The sequence below is a fragment of the Citrobacter sp. KH_055_1 genome, from assembly GCF_057838705.1.
On record NZ_CM174473.1, the window covers coordinates 3,743,147 to 3,759,124 of the forward strand.

Below are 15,978 nucleotides of genomic sequence, written 5' to 3' on the forward strand. Positions count from 1 at the left end.
CGTGGGGGACGAGAGAACAGAATTAATGAGGCACAACAACGGGGGGTTGACGTAAGGAAGTCACCTGCTTTTGTTTATCCAGCTTATCCACCAACGGCTGCACGACCTTCTCGCCGTGCTGGCCAAAGTATTGATACAGCGTGTCGGATGCACTTTGCGTTAACACCATAATCTCAATGCGGCGGTTACCCGCGCTCTCTGGATTTTTCGCATCCAGCAGCATCTGGTCCGCCATGGCGCTGACCTGCATGACTTTATCCTGCGGCATCCCCGCTTCTTCCAGCACGCGGCGGGCGGAGAGCGCCCTGTCACCAGACAGATTCCAGTTGTTATAAATATTATTTTTATAGCCCATCGCATCTGTGTGACCGGTGATGATGATCTTATTGTCCAGCGTGTCAAAAACCGGTGCCAGTTCAACCAGTAACGATCGGAAGAAAGGCATGATCCGCGCGCTACCGCGTTCAAACATATTGCGGTTCTGGTCATCTTTAATCAGCACGCGTAACCCTTGAGGGACGATCTCCATCTCCAGGTTAGTTTCCATATGCGCATTGCGAGCGATGGTGTTGATGTTAGTCGCCAGCTCTCCCAGTTCAGTCGCGGACTTTTTCTTCAGCAACGCCGTCTTCTCATTCACATCCATGACTTTTTTGGCCGTTTCTTCCGTCACTTTAGCCGTTTCCTGCGGTAGCGCTTGTTTATCTGACTTGCTGCGAGTGACATTTTTACTGCTGGCCCCCGGTGCAATCGGCTGTTTGCCAATTTTATTTAACGGTGCGAGCCCTCCCCCGTTGAAGATGGACTGGCCGTGCAGCGCCGCAACGATATTTTCGCGATCGGATTTACTGACGCTGTTGACAATCCACAGCGTCATAAACAGCGCCATCATCGCCAGCGTAAAGTCGGCAAATGCCACCTTCCACGCACCGCCATGATGACCTGCATGATTCTTTTTAATTTGTCGCCGAATAATGGTGGTCTTCGCACCACGGTCGCGACGATTTGGCGCCTTCCTCATGCTTATTCCTGCTCCAGCATCGCATTCACCCACGCGTCCAGATTGGCAAACGTTGGTTTAGATGCCAGATGCAGAAGTTTACGTCCTGCATCCACCGCCAGCAGCGTTGGCTTACCGCCAGCATGCGCCACCAGCACAGTACGCACACATTCCAGCAGAGAATGTTCCGCACGCGCCTGTTGCTCCATCGAGTTCGCCAGCGGATCCATCAGGCAGTAGCAGATAAATACCCCCAGGAAGGTCCCTACCAGCGCCGCTGCTACTTTCAGGCCGATCAGTGCAATGGAGCCATCAATAGATTGCATGGTAATAATGATGCCAAGTACCGCAGCGCAAATACCGAATCCCGGCATAGCTTCAGCCGTACGCTGTAATGAACGAGACGGTGTCAACAGCTCTTCTTCTACGGTATCCAGTTCCTGATCGAGGATCCCTTCCAGTTCGTGGGCGTCAATTTTGCCCATTGCCATCAGGCGGAAGTTATCAGCGATAAAGGTCACCAGTCGCTCTTGAGTCAGCACCAGCGGGTACTTTTGGAAAATGGTACTTTCAGCCGGTTTTTCAATGTGCTGATCCAACATGCGTAAGCCGCCGTTTTGTACCAGCTCCAGCAGTTCAAACAGGCACATTAATAGTTGGCGCTGAAACTCTGGCCCCAGCTGTTTCTTGCTGAGGACACCTTTCAACTGATGGCCGATCTCTTTCAGCACGTGCTTCGGGTTGCCGATAATCATGGCGCCAAATCCGGCGCCGAGAATAATAACAATTTCAGCAGGCTGCCAGATGGCAATTAATTGTCCACCCGCTTCAAAATAGCCGCCAAAAACACAGCCAATAACCACCAACAAACCTAAAATCTTTTGCATTCACTTCTCCGCATTTCAATTCGAAATTGTTAATCTTGATATAAACAATCACGAATTTTGTGCGTGATTTTTTTATTCATTTGACAAATTCTGGCTTCAGTTACGCCTAACACCAGCGCAATCTCTTTTAAATTCATATCGTGTTGGTAATACATGGAGAGCACGAGGCCCTCTTTTTCACTGAGTTGACCGAGGGCATAGCTCAGCATCTCTTGCGTCACAAATTGTTCTTCCAGCCCCCGCCCTTCAAGCGGTGCAATTGGCAGGTCGCCATTCAGTAACTCATCCAGGCTGGCCAGCGTTTCGGCCCCTTCCAGCTGTTGAAATTCCAGGTAATCCTCAGACGATAGCCCCCATTGCGAAAGCTCCTCCCGGGTGGGTTCGTGTCCGAGTTTTGTGCGCGCTTCACGAATCACATCCTTAATTTGATGATATTTCTGCCGTAACTGGCGCGGCCGCCAGTCAAGACTGCGCAATTCATCCAGAATAGCCCCGCGAATGCGGTGTACAGCGTACCCCGCAAAGCCTTCATCGGGCAGGCCGTAGCGGCGAATCGCATTCAGCAATCCCATCAGCGCCGTTTGCTCCATGTCCTGCCGGTCCATTACGCAGGTACATTGCGGCGCGAGTTGGCGCACGACTTTGCGCACCAACGGAAGATAAGCCTGTAAATAATGACTCTCTTGCTGTGGGGTGAGCACCGGTGTCGCGCTGAATTCCTCTGACTCGTAAGCGTCTTGCATCATTTAAATTCCTGACTCATCGCTTACTGGAACACGACTTTTTTCACCAATATATCTTTATACGGTGCGGCTATTTTTCGATTCTTTAATTCTTCCTTCAACGATTCAGCGATTAACGCCCTTATTTGCGATATTTTCATCGCGCGAACTTCTTCATATTTCATTTCAGACAGTCGCTCAACGGCAATGCTCTGATACAGCGGCTCTTGCTGTTTTATTTTCTCCGATTCTTTTTCAGTGGCGACAACCAGCACTAATTCCGCTGACATATAGTGATCGGCACCTTCATTATCGTGCAGGGTGACAATCGTCTCCTGCAACGAAACAAACAGGCTGTTACTTTCATCCATTGATTCCACGGCATCAGTATGCGCGGCTGCCGCAGGTTTTCCATTTCCGACGAAATGGTACATCCCCCATCCAGCCCCGCCACCCACGACGAGGGCCAGGACAGAGCTAATTACACTCGCTATCACGATTTTCTTCATTTGGCTTTTACACTTTGATCAGAACGGATTCATTCCGTTGAAATTGAGGCTCGTCATTAAGCATTAATGCCGATGTCACCTCGTCCTGTTGATGACCAGACTGCTGTTGTTGTTGCTGCTGCGATTGCCCCTCGGAGGAGACCTGAACATTGACCTCCATGAAGTTCTGCGCCGTCAGATGCTGGCGTAAGTTCTCGCTAAATTGCTGCAGCGAACGGCAAACATCGCTTTGGTTTGCGCCGATGTGCACCATGAGTTTTCCCGCATCCAGCTGTACGGCAATTTCCAGTTTGCCAAGCGAAGGTGGGTCAAGACGGATGGTAGACACTTGCTGCTGCTGGCCGAGCTGGAATTGGATCCGGTCTTTCAGTAGCGCCGTCAGTTTTTCACCGAGTTCATCAGGCGACATCTCCACCGGCTGCGCGGTGTGCGTGGTGATTGCGCTCGTATCCGCTATCGCACTAACCGACTGATTACCTTGTACCGCCACGTTGACCAGGTTTTGAGCTACTGCCGGCTGGGTCACGTTAAGGGCGGCGTTCTTTTTCACCACCAGCGGGCGCGGGGCAACGTGACTTTCAGTCTCTTTCACTCGCGCGGTAATTTGCTGAGAAGTCGACAGCGTCGGCTGCTGGGGTGCAATGGCGCGTAAATCCTGCGCCGAAAAGGTCGCCAGTTTCGCCTGTTGCTCAGGTGTGGCCGATTGCCCTGCCGTCGCCTGCTGCGTCAATGCCGACAGCGCACTCTGTAATTTTGCCGGTAGCGACGACAAATCCGCCGCATCCAACTGGGCTGGCGTCGTGCCATTGGCCTTCTGTTCTACCGCGCTCGACAACTGACGCAGGGCCGGTGACCCTGGGTTTGCGGACCGTGCCGCGATCAGCGCTTTCAACGCATCACCATCCGGTTGTTTTTGCAAACCAGCAGACACCGCTGACTGCACCGGTTGGGCCAGAAAAAGCGCCATCAACGCCTGCATCGCCGCCGGATCGTTATCGTGCTTTTGTGCCGCTGATGATTGCTGCTGGTTGGTTTTCGCACTATGGATACGTTCAGCCACCGCGTTTAGCGCCATTTGTGGCAAGGTAAACGCCCCACCGCTTTCGGCTGCCACCGGTGCTGAAATCGTGGCGTTTTCCGGCGTGGCATCGGTCAACGCACTGGCCGTGGCCAGCAATACAGGGTTCATGCCTTCTCCGAAATAATATTAACCATTGAATACGCCAGCACGCCTTCCTGATTTCGCTGATGCGTATCCATACGCGCTTTCAAGATTTCTGCACGCCGGGTCCGCCGTTCAATGAGGGCGGCAAACCCGGTGCGCAATGTCGCTTTTACCTTCCGCAACTCTTCTGCTGACGTCTCTGCGACTTCATATTCATGAAATAAACGCATCAACTGCTGATGCTGCGCGGGCAATCGTCGCCAGCGCTGCTGATCCAGAGATTCGTTCATCGCGTCGATCAGGGCGAAAAGCTGTTGCTGCTGGCCGTGTCTGTCCATTGACTTACCCGAGCTTGGCTGACAGGCCATCCCAGCCTTCACGCAAATTCGTCAGAATGACAATCACCTCATCGATCTTCTCAATCGATAATTCCCCGCTGGCTTCATACAGGCGGTAGACACAGTGGTCGTAAAGACGTGACAGATTCACCACCAGCTCGCCGCCGGTTTCAAACTCCAGCGAGCTGGTTAAGGCATTGAGAATATCGATGCATTTGTTGATGCTTTGCGCCTTCTTCTCAAAGCGCTTGTTTTCGATATGGCTTTTGGCGCGTTCCAGCTCGTCCATCAAACCAGAAAACAGCACCAGCACCAGTTCAAGAGGCGAGGCCGCCGCCGTGCGGGCGGCAAGATCGATCTCTTTATATTGCGAATAACCATCCTGTGTTTCGTACATATTTACAGTAAATCCTTGAGTGAACTCGGTCGGTTACGAGAATGCAGCCATGCTCATTTTCATGGTGTACACCTCAATAATGGTGTTGGTGTACTCCGTCACATAGCGGTCGTAGTTGGTGTTGTAGGTCTCGGTCAGCTGGTCACTTCTGTCATCAATGCGGGTCTGATCGTCATCCAGACCTTGTTGACGTTGGGCGATGATGCCGTTGCTGGAATCGAGATAGCTGTCCATCAGGTTATCGAGTTGGGCGACCATGCTGTCATCACCCACAAAGATTGAGGTCAGACCGTCCGGATTTTCTTCCATGGCGTCATCGAAGGTGTCAGCGTCGATCTGCAAATGGCCGTCGCTGTCCAGCGTGATGCCGTAATCCACAATCGAGGAGCCGTCGTAGTAAGAGTGAACAATGTCATCCATCTGACTGGTGAGCGATTTGAGACCAGCATCACCAGCGAATACACCTGCCGAGGTATCGTCGTCCCCGTAGGTGGTCAGCGAGTCAATGGTATCGACCAGCGAGTTATAGGCGTCGACAAAGGTCTGGACCTTGGCTTCAGAGGCAGAAGAATCTTCAGCAACCGTAAAGGTGGTGAGATCCGTCGGATCATCCAGATCGCTGACTTCACTGAACGTCATCGTGACGCCCGGGATGACATCATCAAATGTATTTGTGCTGTTGGTAATCGTCGGCCCCGTTGAACTTCCCAGATGAATAATCGCATCCTGCGATTCGGTCAGGGTGTCCAGCGTGGGTACCGTCGTACTGGTGTCATTGGTCGGATCGTGATCGATAACCGACACCGAAAAAGCGCTCTGCTCGCCGGTAGTGTCAGAGGTGAGCATGATGGTCGTCGTACCGTCCGTTTTCACCAGCGCGGCCGACACGCCAGGGTTATCGTCGGAATCATTAATCGCGCTGACCAACTCGCTGGCATCGATAAACCCATCACCATCGCCATTGGCATCTGCTGACGCCAGGTCGATGTCCATGGTGCTGTCACCCATCGTCAGTTCAAACGTCCCCGTCGCGGAATAGGTGTCATCAGTCATATCAAAAGTCGACTGCTGCGCTTGCGCTAACTGCTCAACGAAAAAAGAATAGGTTCCCGGCTGGGCCTCTGAGTTGGCAGAAACGGTTGCCGAGTCATTATTGCTCGTTGCAGAAAACACCACCGGCCCGTCGGTGTCGCTATTGAGCGCATCCACCGCAGACTGAAAATTCGTCAGCGCCGTGCTGAGCGAATCAAGCCCATTGCTTTCCGCAGTCAGATCGCTCTGCTGCTCTTGCAGGCTCGCGACCTGATTCGAGATGTCGGCATATGCCATTTTCTGCGCCATTGCTTGAACAGCACTTGTGTAACCCATGATGATTGACTCCGTGCAACGTTATTGAGGTAACAGCAAAACTCATGCCAACATTTTATATGTTGATAAATCAGTTAGTTATAAATGTGATGGAAGCTAAACTTCCGTTTATCAGGAAGGTTTGCCAAAAAATATCGCGCCGCTGAAAGCACAACACCGCCAGCAGGCGGTGTTGTGTATACGTGGCTTCACCACTAAACAGAGATTACTGCAGCAGGCTGGAAACCATGCTGGACATGCTGTTGGACTGCTTAAGCATGGTGATGCCGGTCTGCGACAGAACCTGCTGTTTAGTCATGTTGGACGCTTCCGTCGCGTAGTCGGTATCCATAATGTTACCGATAGCCACTTCCGTGTTGTCCTGCATGCTGGTCAGGTTGTTGGCGGTGTCGTTCAGACGGTTGATAGACGCCCCCAGCTTGGACTGGATCTTCGACACGTCGTCCATCGCAGTAGAAATGCTGTCAATCATGGTGTTCGCGGAGCCAGAAGCGGTCAGCTCAGTACCGCCAGAAACACCTGCGGTGCCGGTGGTATCAGCCTGGTCAGCAGAGAAAGAGGCACTGATGCCTTTCAGATCGGCGGTCAGATTACCCAACTGGCTGGAGATATCGACGGTCATGGTATCAGAAGATTCTGCGCCGACCTGGAAGGTGACAGAGCCCTGGAACAGGCCATCTTCACCGGTGTTGCTGGTGCCGGAGGTACCAAACAGGTTGGTGCCGCCGTAGGTGGTGTTTTGCAGCATGTCAGACATCTGCTGACCCAGTTCGTCGTATTCGTCCTGCATCGCCTGCAGGTCGTCGTCGTTGTAGGTTCCGTTCGCTGCCTGCGTGGCCAGGTCGCTCATGCGGCCCAGTACGTCGGTCATTTCATCAAAGGTGCTGTCAGCAGTTTGCAGCATGGCGGTCGCATCATCGATGTTGCTCAGCGCAACGCCCATACCGCTGGACTGTGCAGTCAGACGGTTAGCAATCTGTTTGCCCGCAGCATCGTCAGAAGAAGAGTTGATGCGGTTACCTGTCGCCAGACGTTCCATTGAGGTGGACAGAGAATCCATGCTGGTGTTGATGGCGTTAACGGCGGCCATTGAGGCGCTACTGGTATTAATAGATAACATGATACTGCTCCTTGGGATTAATCGTCTTTGTTTCGATACTCTGTAAAAACGACCATCCGTTTGGAAAACTTAACGCACCCTAAAAAATTTTTTTACGCCTCCCCCTCTCTTTATTGCCTCCATATAAAATCACTTACCCGCATTAATTTAGCTTTGCGTGCTCATCTCCTTCATTAACCCACCACTACAGTAAGATCTCAATCAAGTTTTAATTAAAAGATTATTAGAAATATCTAATAATGCTTTAACAACCCGCCCCATCAAAGGTTTAAGATTATGAATCAAATGAGATTATCCTTAATCCGACACATTCTAAATTCATCATTTAATCCGTTATTTTACATTTAGTTGCAAATACCATCAGCCTTGTATGTTGTGAGTTTCAGGCTCTTTCGCTACATTTCAAATCCGATTTCGGACTGCAAAAAAAACAATACTGATTATGCTGTCACTTCCTCATCCGAACAGCCAGAAAGACATCGCAGTTCATTTATGATTCTAATACGTTGATTTTTAACAGCGTGACGCAAAGGATCTAAAAAACCTTGCATGGGCAAATAACACTATGAGTATTGTTGTCAACCACTGGCGGATGGATTCTTCGCTTAATGCATTAATCCATTGTGAGACAGGTGAAACCCGTCGTCTCGGCGAGTACCATTTTATTCTGTTAGAAACATTAGCTAAAAATGCCGATACCGTTTTAGCGCGTTCGTTTTTAATGACCGAAGTTTGGAAAAACCGCATCGTCGGGGGAAATAGTCTTCCCACTGCTATTCATGCTTTGCGGGTCGCTATCGATGATGATGGTAAACAACAGGAAATCATTAAAACCATTCCCAAGAAAGGCTATTTATTTAATAAAAATTACCTCACTGAAACTGTTAACAACAATAAGTGCAATGTTAATAATGACAACATTGAAGCGGTGGCAGAGCACGCTGCACTCCCCGAGAGCACAACGGAGGATAAGCAGCAAAATGGCAATCAGGTGCTGATGTCCCCGGCATTCGACACCGCTACAGACACACTAAAAACGCCACGCACTGCGGTTAAAAAACGCCCTTATCAGGCAGCTATGATGGTAGGTTCGGTTATCGCCATTGCCTTATTTTTGTTCACATTTATGTATTACTTTAACGCACAGCCAAAAATGACAACCGCTGAAACACCACAATTAATAAAAGAAAACCTGAATAACGCTAAACGTATTACCGTTTACCACCTTTACGATCCTGATACCCAACCGGCCGCCGTTACGCCATTTTCGCAGCATATGTCACCGGGTATTCAAGGGATTAATCAGTTGCTGGACACGCATAATGCGTCAATGGAACTGTATTACCGGGTATCGCTGAATAAATTTGTTTTGGATATAGTGCTGAGTAACCAATGCAATGACAGTTGGCAGTTAGCTTTGAGCTTTGAACGCTGGCAAAACAAAGATAATGAAATGAATAATGTTATGTATAAAGAAGTGGAGAAAGTGTTGAATGAAATGCCAAAATGCAAATAATTACTTTTTCTATGCCCTTCCTGTTATTGCAGCATTTACCATCTTTACCGCCAGTGCGCGTATTGAGAATACGATTATTGCGAACTATGACCTCGAGGCGGGAACCAGCGCACATTATGAAATGATGGTCAGCCCACCGGGCAAAAACACCACCGTGACCTTGATTCCTCTCGATACCAATAAAAAAACGCCGTCCATTTTTAAAATCTCGGCCTGCGTTAACCGCTACTCTGGAGCTGTTAAACAGGGGGAGTTTCGTTTCAGTGGTGCTGAAACCGACCAGAATGATTCGCGTTTATCAAATTTAGGTTCATTCGTTAATGAACACAATCTGCGAACGTGGTGGATTCATTTAAATAAACAACAAAATTTACTGTTTAATCAAGATGTCGGTGGCCTGATTGTTTCAGACCCTTCCTCATTTTCCTTCACCGCAAAAGCCTGCCAGCCTGACTAACGTAATAAACTACGGACGGTTTGGCTGGACAGTCGAGCCTGGCCGTTAACCGCTTGCGCTAACACCTGATAATTATGATTGGCGTGATCCAACACCCCGCCAAGTGTTTCTGACGCTTTGACCGCGCTTTCGGCCTGCGGGAAACGCGCCATCCCGTCAATCAGCTGCCGGGCCTTCTCCTGCTGCGCCGCCATTTGTGAGCGCTGTTCACCAATGGTGTCCAGCGCCTGCTGAATCCCCTCCAGGCTACGGGAACTCCCCTGCTGCAAGGTTTGCAACAGCGCATCCGTACGTGAAGGATCGGCGAAAGTTTTCAGCGGGGTAAAGGTGGAGGGTTTATCACCCTCTTCATGCACGCTCAGCGTCTGTGCCAACTGCGCCCATTGTGTTTCGGTGGTGGAGAAGGTGATAGCCCCCTGATTCTCATGCGTTTGCACACCAACACGGCGTAGCGCGTTGCCGATCATCATTTTATATTGCCCAGAATCAGCATCCTCCCCAACAACCACGGCAGAGAGCTGCGTCTGACGACCGTCTGACACACTGAACATTTTCGCCCCGGTTGAACGCTGCTGGAACATTTTCTCCAGTTCGGGCGACTGGAACGTCACCCGCGCATCTCCCTGCAATACCGATTTCAGTTGCCGATCGACGGCGCCTCCTGACAAGGTTGAACGCTTATCCAGCCACTGCGCCACATCGGCCCTTTTCTGCTGCTGCGCCTGGCCGCCGCGTCGTGAGGCATGACGGTAATCCAGCAACTGCTGCTCAAGCTGCCCCAGATAGTGGTCAGCCTGTTGCAGCGTGGTGAGCTGATCGTTTAGCTGAACGCTGTAACGCTGTGGGCGTGTAGTGATCAGCGGCGAAGCCGGATAATCACTCGCCGTTGCGGGTAACTTTTGACGAACCGGGGCGTTCTGCGCAACAGCATGCTGCTGCACCGAAGGATTGAGCGCTCCGCTACCGGAGAGGGATGTTGTATTTAAACCGACCTGCATAGTATTCCTGAACTGCTGTTGACTATTGTTGCCGGATGACGGCGCACACGCCTTATCCGGCCTACAAACTCATCGGGTATTTAAGAGACTTAAAGCTGACTAAAGAGGTTTAACTCACTCACCTGCGAGTACGTTTTTAAGGTGGCTTCCATTGCCATCTCCAGACCGGTAAAGGTAATGGAAGCCGGACCGTAATCGAGATCGCTCAGCGAGCTCATTAACTGCTCGTTAGAGGTGGAAATATCCGTCTGCGCGTCACTCATCATCGTCATCGTGTTCTGCGACTCGCCCAGTGATGCGATAGAAGCGTTCAGTGAATCCGACGCGTCGTCAACCACGTCAATGGCACTGGAGATGTCGCTTTGCACCTGCGGATCAGCCGGGTCGACTGACGGATCCTGCAACTCCTGCGACAACGAGGTCAGCGTGTTAAGCACATCCAGATTGTTGCCAAAGAAATCGCTCACTGCCACGTTGGTATCCACCTCAACACCATTCGACACGGTGGTCTCGCGATGATCGCTGTTGCCCTGATAGCTGTAGCTGTCGGTGACGCCGTCGCCATCATCGTCCACCGCCACAATAGGCGGCTGGTCGTTTACCGTCCCACCGAAGACATAGTGGCCGTCTTCATCCTGGTAATTTAACGCCGCGACCATCGATTCTGTCAGGGATTGAATATCCTGACCGAGGCTGGACAGCGAGTCAGCGGTATTGGTGCCGTTAGCCGCCTGCAGCAGATCGTCACGCACAGCCAGCAAACTGTCATTGACGCCATCGAGGATCGACTCCTGCTGGCTCATCCCCGCCGAGGCGGAATCGATATTCGTCTGATACTGTTCAATCGCTGACTGCTGGCGATCCAGCTGCGTCATGCGGGTATAAGCAATCGGATCGTCCGAGGGCAGCAGAATGCTTTTTCCCGTCGCCATCTGGGTAACAACGTGTGCCAGGTCGGTGGAAAGCTTATCAAAGCTCTGATTCATGGATGTATAAGATTGTTGCGCAGTCACTCGCATGATAACTCTCCAGGTTAGCTACACATTTCCAGTACGGAATCGAAAATATCCGCACCGGCGGAAATCACTTTCAGGTTGGCCTCATAAATTTGCTGATAGGTAATGAGGTTCACCGCTTCTTCGTCCATGCTGACGCCGCTGACGCTGCTTTGCTGATTCTGCGCTTCGGAATAGACGTTGGCTGCCGCTTCCGCCTCGGTCTGGTTTTGCTGGCTATAGATGCCGATATTGCTGATGATCGACGAACACGCTTCCCCTACCGTCACGCTTCCGAGTCCGTCAATCTCCAGCGGTTCGGTGGAGATGTTGATCAACGCCTGCAGGTTATCGCTGTTGCCGCTTTCGTCCGGTGAGCTGGAAAATGCCAGTTCATCGGCGGTGATATCCGGGTTGACCTCCAGCGGGCCATCGGCTGAATTTTCATCATAAATAAACAGCGGCTCCCCGGGATTACCGTTCAGATCGTAACCCTGGGCCAGTTGGGTGTTGACGGCATCGGCAAACTGCGACGCCATGCTGTTGATGGTATCCGTCAGCGGAGTCAGCACGTCATTTTGATAATCAAACAGCGCCCCCATTGATCCACCGGTATCGGTATTCATGGTGGAGGTGGTGCCGGCGAAGGTCAGCGACATCGTTTGTGAGCCATCGGCATTGGTTTCGAGCGCAATGGTCGAACTCTCTTGCCCGCTAACTAACGGCTGACCGTTTTTCAGCGTTACGTCGTAGTTACCCTGATCGTCAGTGTTGACCTGTACGTCCATGATGCCGCTGAGCTGTTCGACCATCTGATCGCGGGCGTCATACAGCGCGGAAGCGTTATCGCCGTTGGCTTCTGCCTCGGCGATTTGCTGGTTGTAGCTGGCAATCCCACTGGTCAGGGTGTTGACCTGCGCCACCATCGCTTGCTCCTGGCTGACGATTTCACTGCTTTGCGAGTCAATATAATCCAGCGTGTTATTGACTCGCAGCGCCAGCGCGCCGGATTCGCTGATCACCTGCTCGCGCAGGGCTGAGTCATCGGGGCTGGAGGTCGCGGCATTGAGCGCGGCAAAAAAATCATCAAAACCGCCGCTCAGACTGGTGTTGTCGTCGCTGAGCACCGTTTCCAGCTGAGTTAAATATTCCTGCTGGGTGCTGTAGTAGCCGTTATCGCTGGCGGCGTACCACACCTGGCTGACCTGATACTGGTTGGACACACGGCGAATGCTGTCGACCTGCACCCCGTTACCCGCGCTGTTTGACGAACCCGAGCTGGCGCCAATGCTGCTGATCATCGCCACCTGGCGGGTATAGCCATCCGTCATCGCGTTAGCGGTGTTTTGCGCCGTTACGTTCAGCTCTACCTGCGCCGTACTGGCGCCGCTGTAGCCGATACTAATCATATCCATCAAAAAATCCTCGCCGGCCTGCTGCCCGGTGTCTCGTTAACAACCTTGCTGATAAAGAGCGGCAAAAACCTGACGGTTCTTAAGTCGCCGCCGGGCTTTACCCTTTGTGATGGGGCGACAGCTGCTTCACAATCATCGCCGCAATCCCGATACCGTGCTGCTGCGACAGCGAGTTACACAGTTGGTCATCATAAAAACCCTGCATCATGCGTACCGAGTCACTGTTGAGCGGGTTATCTTTTGAATCAAAGATTTCGTTGGTTTTACGCATCTCTTTCAACATATTGCGTAAGAAAATCGCCTCAAACTGCTGTGCGGCTTTCTGCAAATCGTTGCTTTTGATTTTGGGACCCATTAAGGCATCGCTGCCATCCGTGCCGCCGCTGCGATTCACTTTGATATCTGTCATTAAATAACCTCCAGATCGGCATCCAGCGCACCCGCTTCATGCAACGCCTGCAAAATAGACATAATGTCGTCCGGCGTGGCCCCGAGGCTATTTAGCGCATTAACCAACGTTTTCAGGCTGCTGGATTCGGGCAGAGAGATGATGCCAGGGCGCGCGTGGTTAACCGAAATGTTGCTCTGCGGCGTGACGGCAGTACGTCCTCCCGCCAGTGCGTTCGGCTGACTGACGTTGCTGGATTCATTGATCGATACCGTCAGGCTGCCGTGAGATACCGCCGCCGCATGCAGCGCGATCCCCTCACCCATCACCACGGTGCCGGTACGCGAATTGAACACCACACGAGCGCGGACTTTCTCAGCCTGCACCTGCACATCATCCAACTGCGACATAAACGCCACGCGCGCACCGGGACTGGTCGGGGCGGTGACGACGACGTTGGTCGAGCTTTGCGCGGTAGCAATGCCGCCAAACGCCGCATTGATCGCCCCGGCAATATTATTGGCGTCTTTAAAAGAAGGGCGTTTCAGGTTTAGGGTGATAGTGTTGCCCAACTGGAAGTCGCTGGGAATTTCACGTTCCACCGACGCCCCATTGGGGATAAGTCCGGCGGTAGGCGTATTCACCGTCACGCTGGAGCCACTGGCGCCGGTCGCATTCATCCCGCCAACCACCACACTTCCCTGCGCTAGCGCATAAACTTCACCATCTGCACCATGCAGTTGGGTTAACAATAAGGTGCCGCCACGCAGGCTTTTAGCATCACCAATAGACGAGACGGTGACATCAATGGTCTGCCCGCGTGAGTACATCGGCGGCAGCACGGCGCTCACCGCCACCGCCGCGACGTTTTTCACCTTCGGATCGATCTTGCTCGGCAACTGCACGCCAAATTGACGCAGCATGTTGGTAATGGTCTGGTTAGTGAACTTCACCTGGTTTTTATCACCGGTTCCGTCCAGCCCGACCACCAGGCTGTAACCCACCAGTTGGTTGGTCCTGACGCCCTGCACATTGACCAGCGATTCAAGAGATTGCGCCTGCGACGTGCCCGGTACCACCAGACACAGAGCGATCACGACGGCGTTTAACGCTTTCATCCAGCGCCCGCGTAAGTGTTGCATAGTAAAATCCTGCATTAGATCGGGAACAGTGGATGGTTAAACAGACGCGTCAGCCACCCCGCCGCGTTGGCATCGCTTAATGCCCCGCGTCCGGCGTAGGAGATGCGCGCATCCGCAATCCGTTGTGATGACACCGAGTTGTCGTTCTGAATATCGTCAGCGCGTACCAGGCCACTCAGTCGAATGTATTCATCCCCCTGGTTAAGGGTGAGCCACTTCTCGCCGCGAATTTCCAGAATGCCGTTCGGCTGCACAGAATGGACTGACACCGTAATCTCGCCGCGTAAGCTGTTCTGTTGCTGCGAGGTGGCGCTGCCGTCAAAGTCACGGTTGGCATCTATCGAGCCGGACAGCTTGTCTTTGGTATGCCCAAAGATGGTCGGCGCGCCGATGTCGACGGTATTGCTCTTACCGAAGTTGGTTTTCGCCTGCTTGCTGGACTGGGTAGATTCTTCCAGGATAACGGTCAGGATATCGCCCACCCGATAGGCGCGTCGGTCCGCCGTCAACGACCAGTTATAGCCTGTTTCAAACACACCGCCCGCACGACCATCCGCCGGAGCCGGGGCCTCTGTTTTGGGGGGCGCAAAGAATTCGTCATTTTTTTTGACTAGGATAGCCTGCGATTCACACCCACTGAGCAGGGGAAGCAGCACCATCAGCCAGAGATAATTTTTCACGTTCTGCCTATTTCGTTTAAACCTTGCCGGATGGCGCTGTGCCATCCGGCATTTCACGTTGTTGCGTTACAGCGTCTGACTAATAAACTGCAGCATGTCATCTGCCGCAGAGACCATTTTGGCGTTCATCTCATAAGCACGTTGCACCGTGATCATCGCCACCATTTCGTTGACGATATCCACATTGGAGCCTTCCAGTGCCCCTGACTGCAGCGTGCCAAGCCCATCTTCACCTGGTACCCCTTCCGTTGGCTGGCCGCTGGCGGCAGTCTCCAGATACAGGTTGTCCCCTTCGGCAGAAAGCCCGGCAGGGTTAGCGAAGTTCACCAGCGTCAGCTGGCCCAGTTCAGTGGTGTCAGTATCGCCAGGTAAGATGGCCGTCACCGTGCCATCCTCACCAATTGACACGCTGGTCGCGCCGGACGGCACGTCGATTTCCGGCTGCAACGGCAAGCCCTGGGAGTTGGTCATTACCCCATCAGCATTGACCTGTAGGTCGCCGTCGCGGGTGTAGGCAATATCGCCGTTGGCCTTCTGCACCTGCAAAAAACCCTGTCCCATAATGGCGACATCCATCGAGTTCTCGGTCGTTTCCACATTGCCTTCACTGAAGGTTTTCTGGGTTCCGACAATTCGCACACCGCTGCCGAACTGCATGCCGGTCGGCATGATATTGTTTTGATCGAGCATCGAGCCCGGCGCTTCCTGAGTCTGATAGAACAGATCCTGGAACATCACGCGGTCACGCTTAAAGCCTGTGGTGTTGACGTTGGCGATGTTGTTGGCAATCGCACTCATCTCAGCATCCTGTGCCGACAGGCCGGTCTTACTGATCCATAACGCTGCATTCATAATGCTTTATTCCTGATGGGTCACGGCGG

General features: G+C 52.3%; 18 protein-coding genes. 2 read left to right on the forward strand and 16 right to left on the reverse strand.

The annotated features are described in order from the left end of the window. Positions 1–22: 22 nt before the first annotated feature. From lafU to lafA, 9 genes are all read right to left on the reverse strand, one after another. On the reverse strand, positions 23–1,021 hold the full coding sequence (lafU, locus tag AC3ITF_RS17625) for a putative lateral flagellar export/assembly protein LafU (RefSeq protein WP_135912521.1): 999 nt from the start codon (positions 1,019–1,021) through the stop codon (positions 23–25). Positions 1,022–1,023: 2 nt separating this feature from the next. Further along, positions 1,024–1,887, reverse strand: coding sequence for a flagellar motor stator protein MotA (motA, locus tag AC3ITF_RS17630; RefSeq protein WP_117342047.1), 864 nt, complete (start codon positions 1,885–1,887; stop codon positions 1,024–1,026). 29 nt (positions 1,888–1,916) lie between these two features. Continuing rightward, on the reverse strand, positions 1,917–2,633 hold the full coding sequence (locus AC3ITF_RS17635; RefSeq protein ID WP_146717491.1) for a FliA/WhiG family RNA polymerase sigma factor: 717 nt from the start codon (positions 2,631–2,633) through the stop codon (positions 1,917–1,919). A gap of 20 nt (positions 2,634–2,653) precedes the next feature. Beyond that, positions 2,654–3,118 (reverse strand): flagellar basal body-associated FliL family protein, encoded by a 465-nt coding sequence (locus AC3ITF_RS17640; protein ID WP_117342045.1) that lies wholly within the window; start codon positions 3,116–3,118, stop codon positions 2,654–2,656. Between the two features lie 7 nt (positions 3,119–3,125). Then, a complete protein-coding gene (locus tag AC3ITF_RS17645) occupies positions 3,126–4,307 on the reverse strand; it encodes a flagellar hook-length control protein FliK (RefSeq protein ID WP_489175892.1) in 1,182 nt (393 codons plus the stop codon). Next, positions 4,304–4,621, reverse strand: coding sequence for a flagellar protein FliT (locus AC3ITF_RS17650; protein WP_117342043.1), 318 nt, complete (start codon positions 4,619–4,621; stop codon positions 4,304–4,306). Before AC3ITF_RS17650 ends, AC3ITF_RS17645 begins: the two co-directional genes overlap by 4 nt. Before the next feature lie 4 nt (positions 4,622–4,625). Beyond that, positions 4,626–5,018, reverse strand: coding sequence for a flagellar export chaperone FliS (gene fliS / locus AC3ITF_RS17655; protein ID WP_117342042.1), 393 nt, complete (start codon positions 5,016–5,018; stop codon positions 4,626–4,628). 33 nt (positions 5,019–5,051) lie between these two features. Further along, a complete protein-coding gene (fliD, locus tag AC3ITF_RS17660) occupies positions 5,052–6,386 on the reverse strand; it encodes a flagellar filament capping protein FliD (RefSeq protein ID WP_117342041.1) in 1,335 nt (444 codons plus the stop codon). 205 nt (positions 6,387–6,591) lie between these two features. Next, entirely contained in the window at positions 6,592–7,506 is a 915-nt protein-coding gene (lafA, locus tag AC3ITF_RS17665; protein ID WP_117342040.1) for a lateral flagellin LafA, read from the reverse strand. A gap of 565 nt (positions 7,507–8,071) precedes the next feature. Between lafA and AC3ITF_RS17670 the strand changes: the two genes are divergently transcribed. Together AC3ITF_RS17670 and AC3ITF_RS17675 are read left to right on the forward strand one after the other, a co-directional pair. Next, positions 8,072–9,022 carry a transcriptional regulator gene (locus AC3ITF_RS17670; protein ID WP_135912525.1) on the forward strand — a complete coding sequence of 317 codons (951 nt, stop codon included), beginning with the start codon at positions 8,072–8,074 and terminating at the stop codon, positions 9,020–9,022. Next, positions 9,000–9,479, forward strand: a complete 480-nt coding sequence (locus tag AC3ITF_RS17675) for a hypothetical protein (protein ID WP_489175893.1) — start codon at positions 9,000–9,002, stop codon at positions 9,477–9,479. Before AC3ITF_RS17670 ends, AC3ITF_RS17675 begins: the two co-directional genes overlap by 23 nt. Here the strand turns inward: AC3ITF_RS17675 and AC3ITF_RS17680 are convergent. From AC3ITF_RS17680 to flgG, 7 genes are all read right to left on the reverse strand, one after another. Further along, a complete protein-coding gene (locus AC3ITF_RS17680; RefSeq protein WP_297712616.1) occupies positions 9,476–10,477 on the reverse strand; it encodes a flagellar hook-associated protein in 1,002 nt (333 codons plus the stop codon). The genes AC3ITF_RS17675 and AC3ITF_RS17680 overlap by 4 nt on opposite strands. A gap of 89 nt (positions 10,478–10,566) precedes the next feature. Beyond that, positions 10,567–11,496, reverse strand: coding sequence for a flagellar hook-associated protein FlgL (flgL, locus tag AC3ITF_RS17685; RefSeq protein ID WP_117342036.1), 930 nt, complete (start codon positions 11,494–11,496; stop codon positions 10,567–10,569). Between the two features lie 14 nt (positions 11,497–11,510). Continuing rightward, positions 11,511–12,887, reverse strand: coding sequence for a flagellar hook-associated protein FlgK (flgK, locus tag AC3ITF_RS17690; RefSeq protein ID WP_117342035.1), 1,377 nt, complete (start codon positions 12,885–12,887; stop codon positions 11,511–11,513). Positions 12,888–12,984: 97 nt separating this feature from the next. Further along, entirely contained in the window at positions 12,985–13,287 is a 303-nt protein-coding gene (locus AC3ITF_RS17695) for a rod-binding protein (protein ID WP_117342267.1), read from the reverse strand. Positions 13,288–13,295: 8 nt separating this feature from the next. Continuing rightward, a complete protein-coding gene (locus AC3ITF_RS17700; RefSeq protein WP_117342034.1) occupies positions 13,296–14,432 on the reverse strand; it encodes a flagellar basal body P-ring protein FlgI in 1,137 nt (378 codons plus the stop codon). Then, the gene (flgH, locus tag AC3ITF_RS17705) at positions 14,432–15,097 is read right to left on the reverse strand and encodes a flagellar basal body L-ring protein FlgH (RefSeq protein WP_117342266.1); all 666 of its coding nucleotides are present in this window, start codon (positions 15,095–15,097) and stop codon (positions 14,432–14,434) included. The genes AC3ITF_RS17700 and flgH overlap by 1 nt, the downstream gene beginning before the upstream one ends. Before the next feature lie 66 nt (positions 15,098–15,163). Then, on the reverse strand, positions 15,164–15,949 hold the full coding sequence (gene flgG, locus AC3ITF_RS17710) for a flagellar basal-body rod protein FlgG (RefSeq protein ID WP_117342033.1): 786 nt from the start codon (positions 15,947–15,949) through the stop codon (positions 15,164–15,166). Positions 15,950–15,978: the final 29 nt, after the last annotated feature.

Excerpts from the sequence above, each read along its gene's own strand:
- flgL (WP_117342036.1), bottom strand. The coding sequence starts at position 11,496 with ATGCGAGTGACTGCGCAACAATCTTATACATCCATGAATCAGAGCTTT.
- fliS (WP_117342042.1), bottom strand. The coding sequence starts at position 5,018 with ATGTACGAAACACAGGATGGTTATTCGCAATATAAAGAGATCGATCTT.
- AC3ITF_RS17650 (WP_117342043.1), bottom strand. The coding sequence starts at position 4,621 with ATGGACAGACACGGCCAGCAGCAACAGCTTTTCGCCCTGATCGACGCG.
- AC3ITF_RS17700 (WP_117342034.1), bottom strand. The coding sequence starts at position 14,432 with ATGCAGGATTTTACTATGCAACACTTACGCGGGCGCTGGATGAAAGCG.
- AC3ITF_RS17640 (WP_117342045.1), bottom strand. The coding sequence starts at position 3,118 with ATGAAGAAAATCGTGATAGCGAGTGTAATTAGCTCTGTCCTGGCCCTC.
- AC3ITF_RS17680 (WP_297712616.1), bottom strand. The coding sequence starts at position 10,477 with ATGCAGGTCGGTTTAAATACAACATCCCTCTCCGGTAGCGGAGCGCTC.
- AC3ITF_RS17670 (WP_135912525.1), top strand. The coding sequence starts at position 8,072 with ATGAGTATTGTTGTCAACCACTGGCGGATGGATTCTTCGCTTAATGCA.
- AC3ITF_RS17675 (WP_489175893.1), top strand. The coding sequence starts at position 9,000 with ATGAAATGCCAAAATGCAAATAATTACTTTTTCTATGCCCTTCCTGTT.
- lafU (WP_135912521.1), bottom strand. The coding sequence starts at position 1,021 with ATGAGGAAGGCGCCAAATCGTCGCGACCGTGGTGCGAAGACCACCATT.
- AC3ITF_RS17635 (WP_146717491.1), bottom strand. The coding sequence starts at position 2,633 with ATGATGCAAGACGCTTACGAGTCAGAGGAATTCAGCGCGACACCGGTG.
- flgG (WP_117342033.1), bottom strand. The coding sequence starts at position 15,949 with ATGAATGCAGCGTTATGGATCAGTAAGACCGGCCTGTCGGCACAGGAT.
- AC3ITF_RS17645 (WP_489175892.1), bottom strand. The coding sequence starts at position 4,307 with ATGAACCCTGTATTGCTGGCCACGGCCAGTGCGTTGACCGATGCCACG.
- motA (WP_117342047.1), bottom strand. The coding sequence starts at position 1,887 with ATGCAAAAGATTTTAGGTTTGTTGGTGGTTATTGGCTGTGTTTTTGGC.
- fliD (WP_117342041.1), bottom strand. The coding sequence starts at position 6,386 with ATGGGTTACACAAGTGCTGTTCAAGCAATGGCGCAGAAAATGGCATAT.
- lafA (WP_117342040.1), bottom strand. The coding sequence starts at position 7,506 with ATGTTATCTATTAATACCAGTAGCGCCTCAATGGCCGCCGTTAACGCC.
- flgK (WP_117342035.1), bottom strand. The coding sequence starts at position 12,887 with ATGGATATGATTAGTATCGGCTACAGCGGCGCCAGTACGGCGCAGGTA.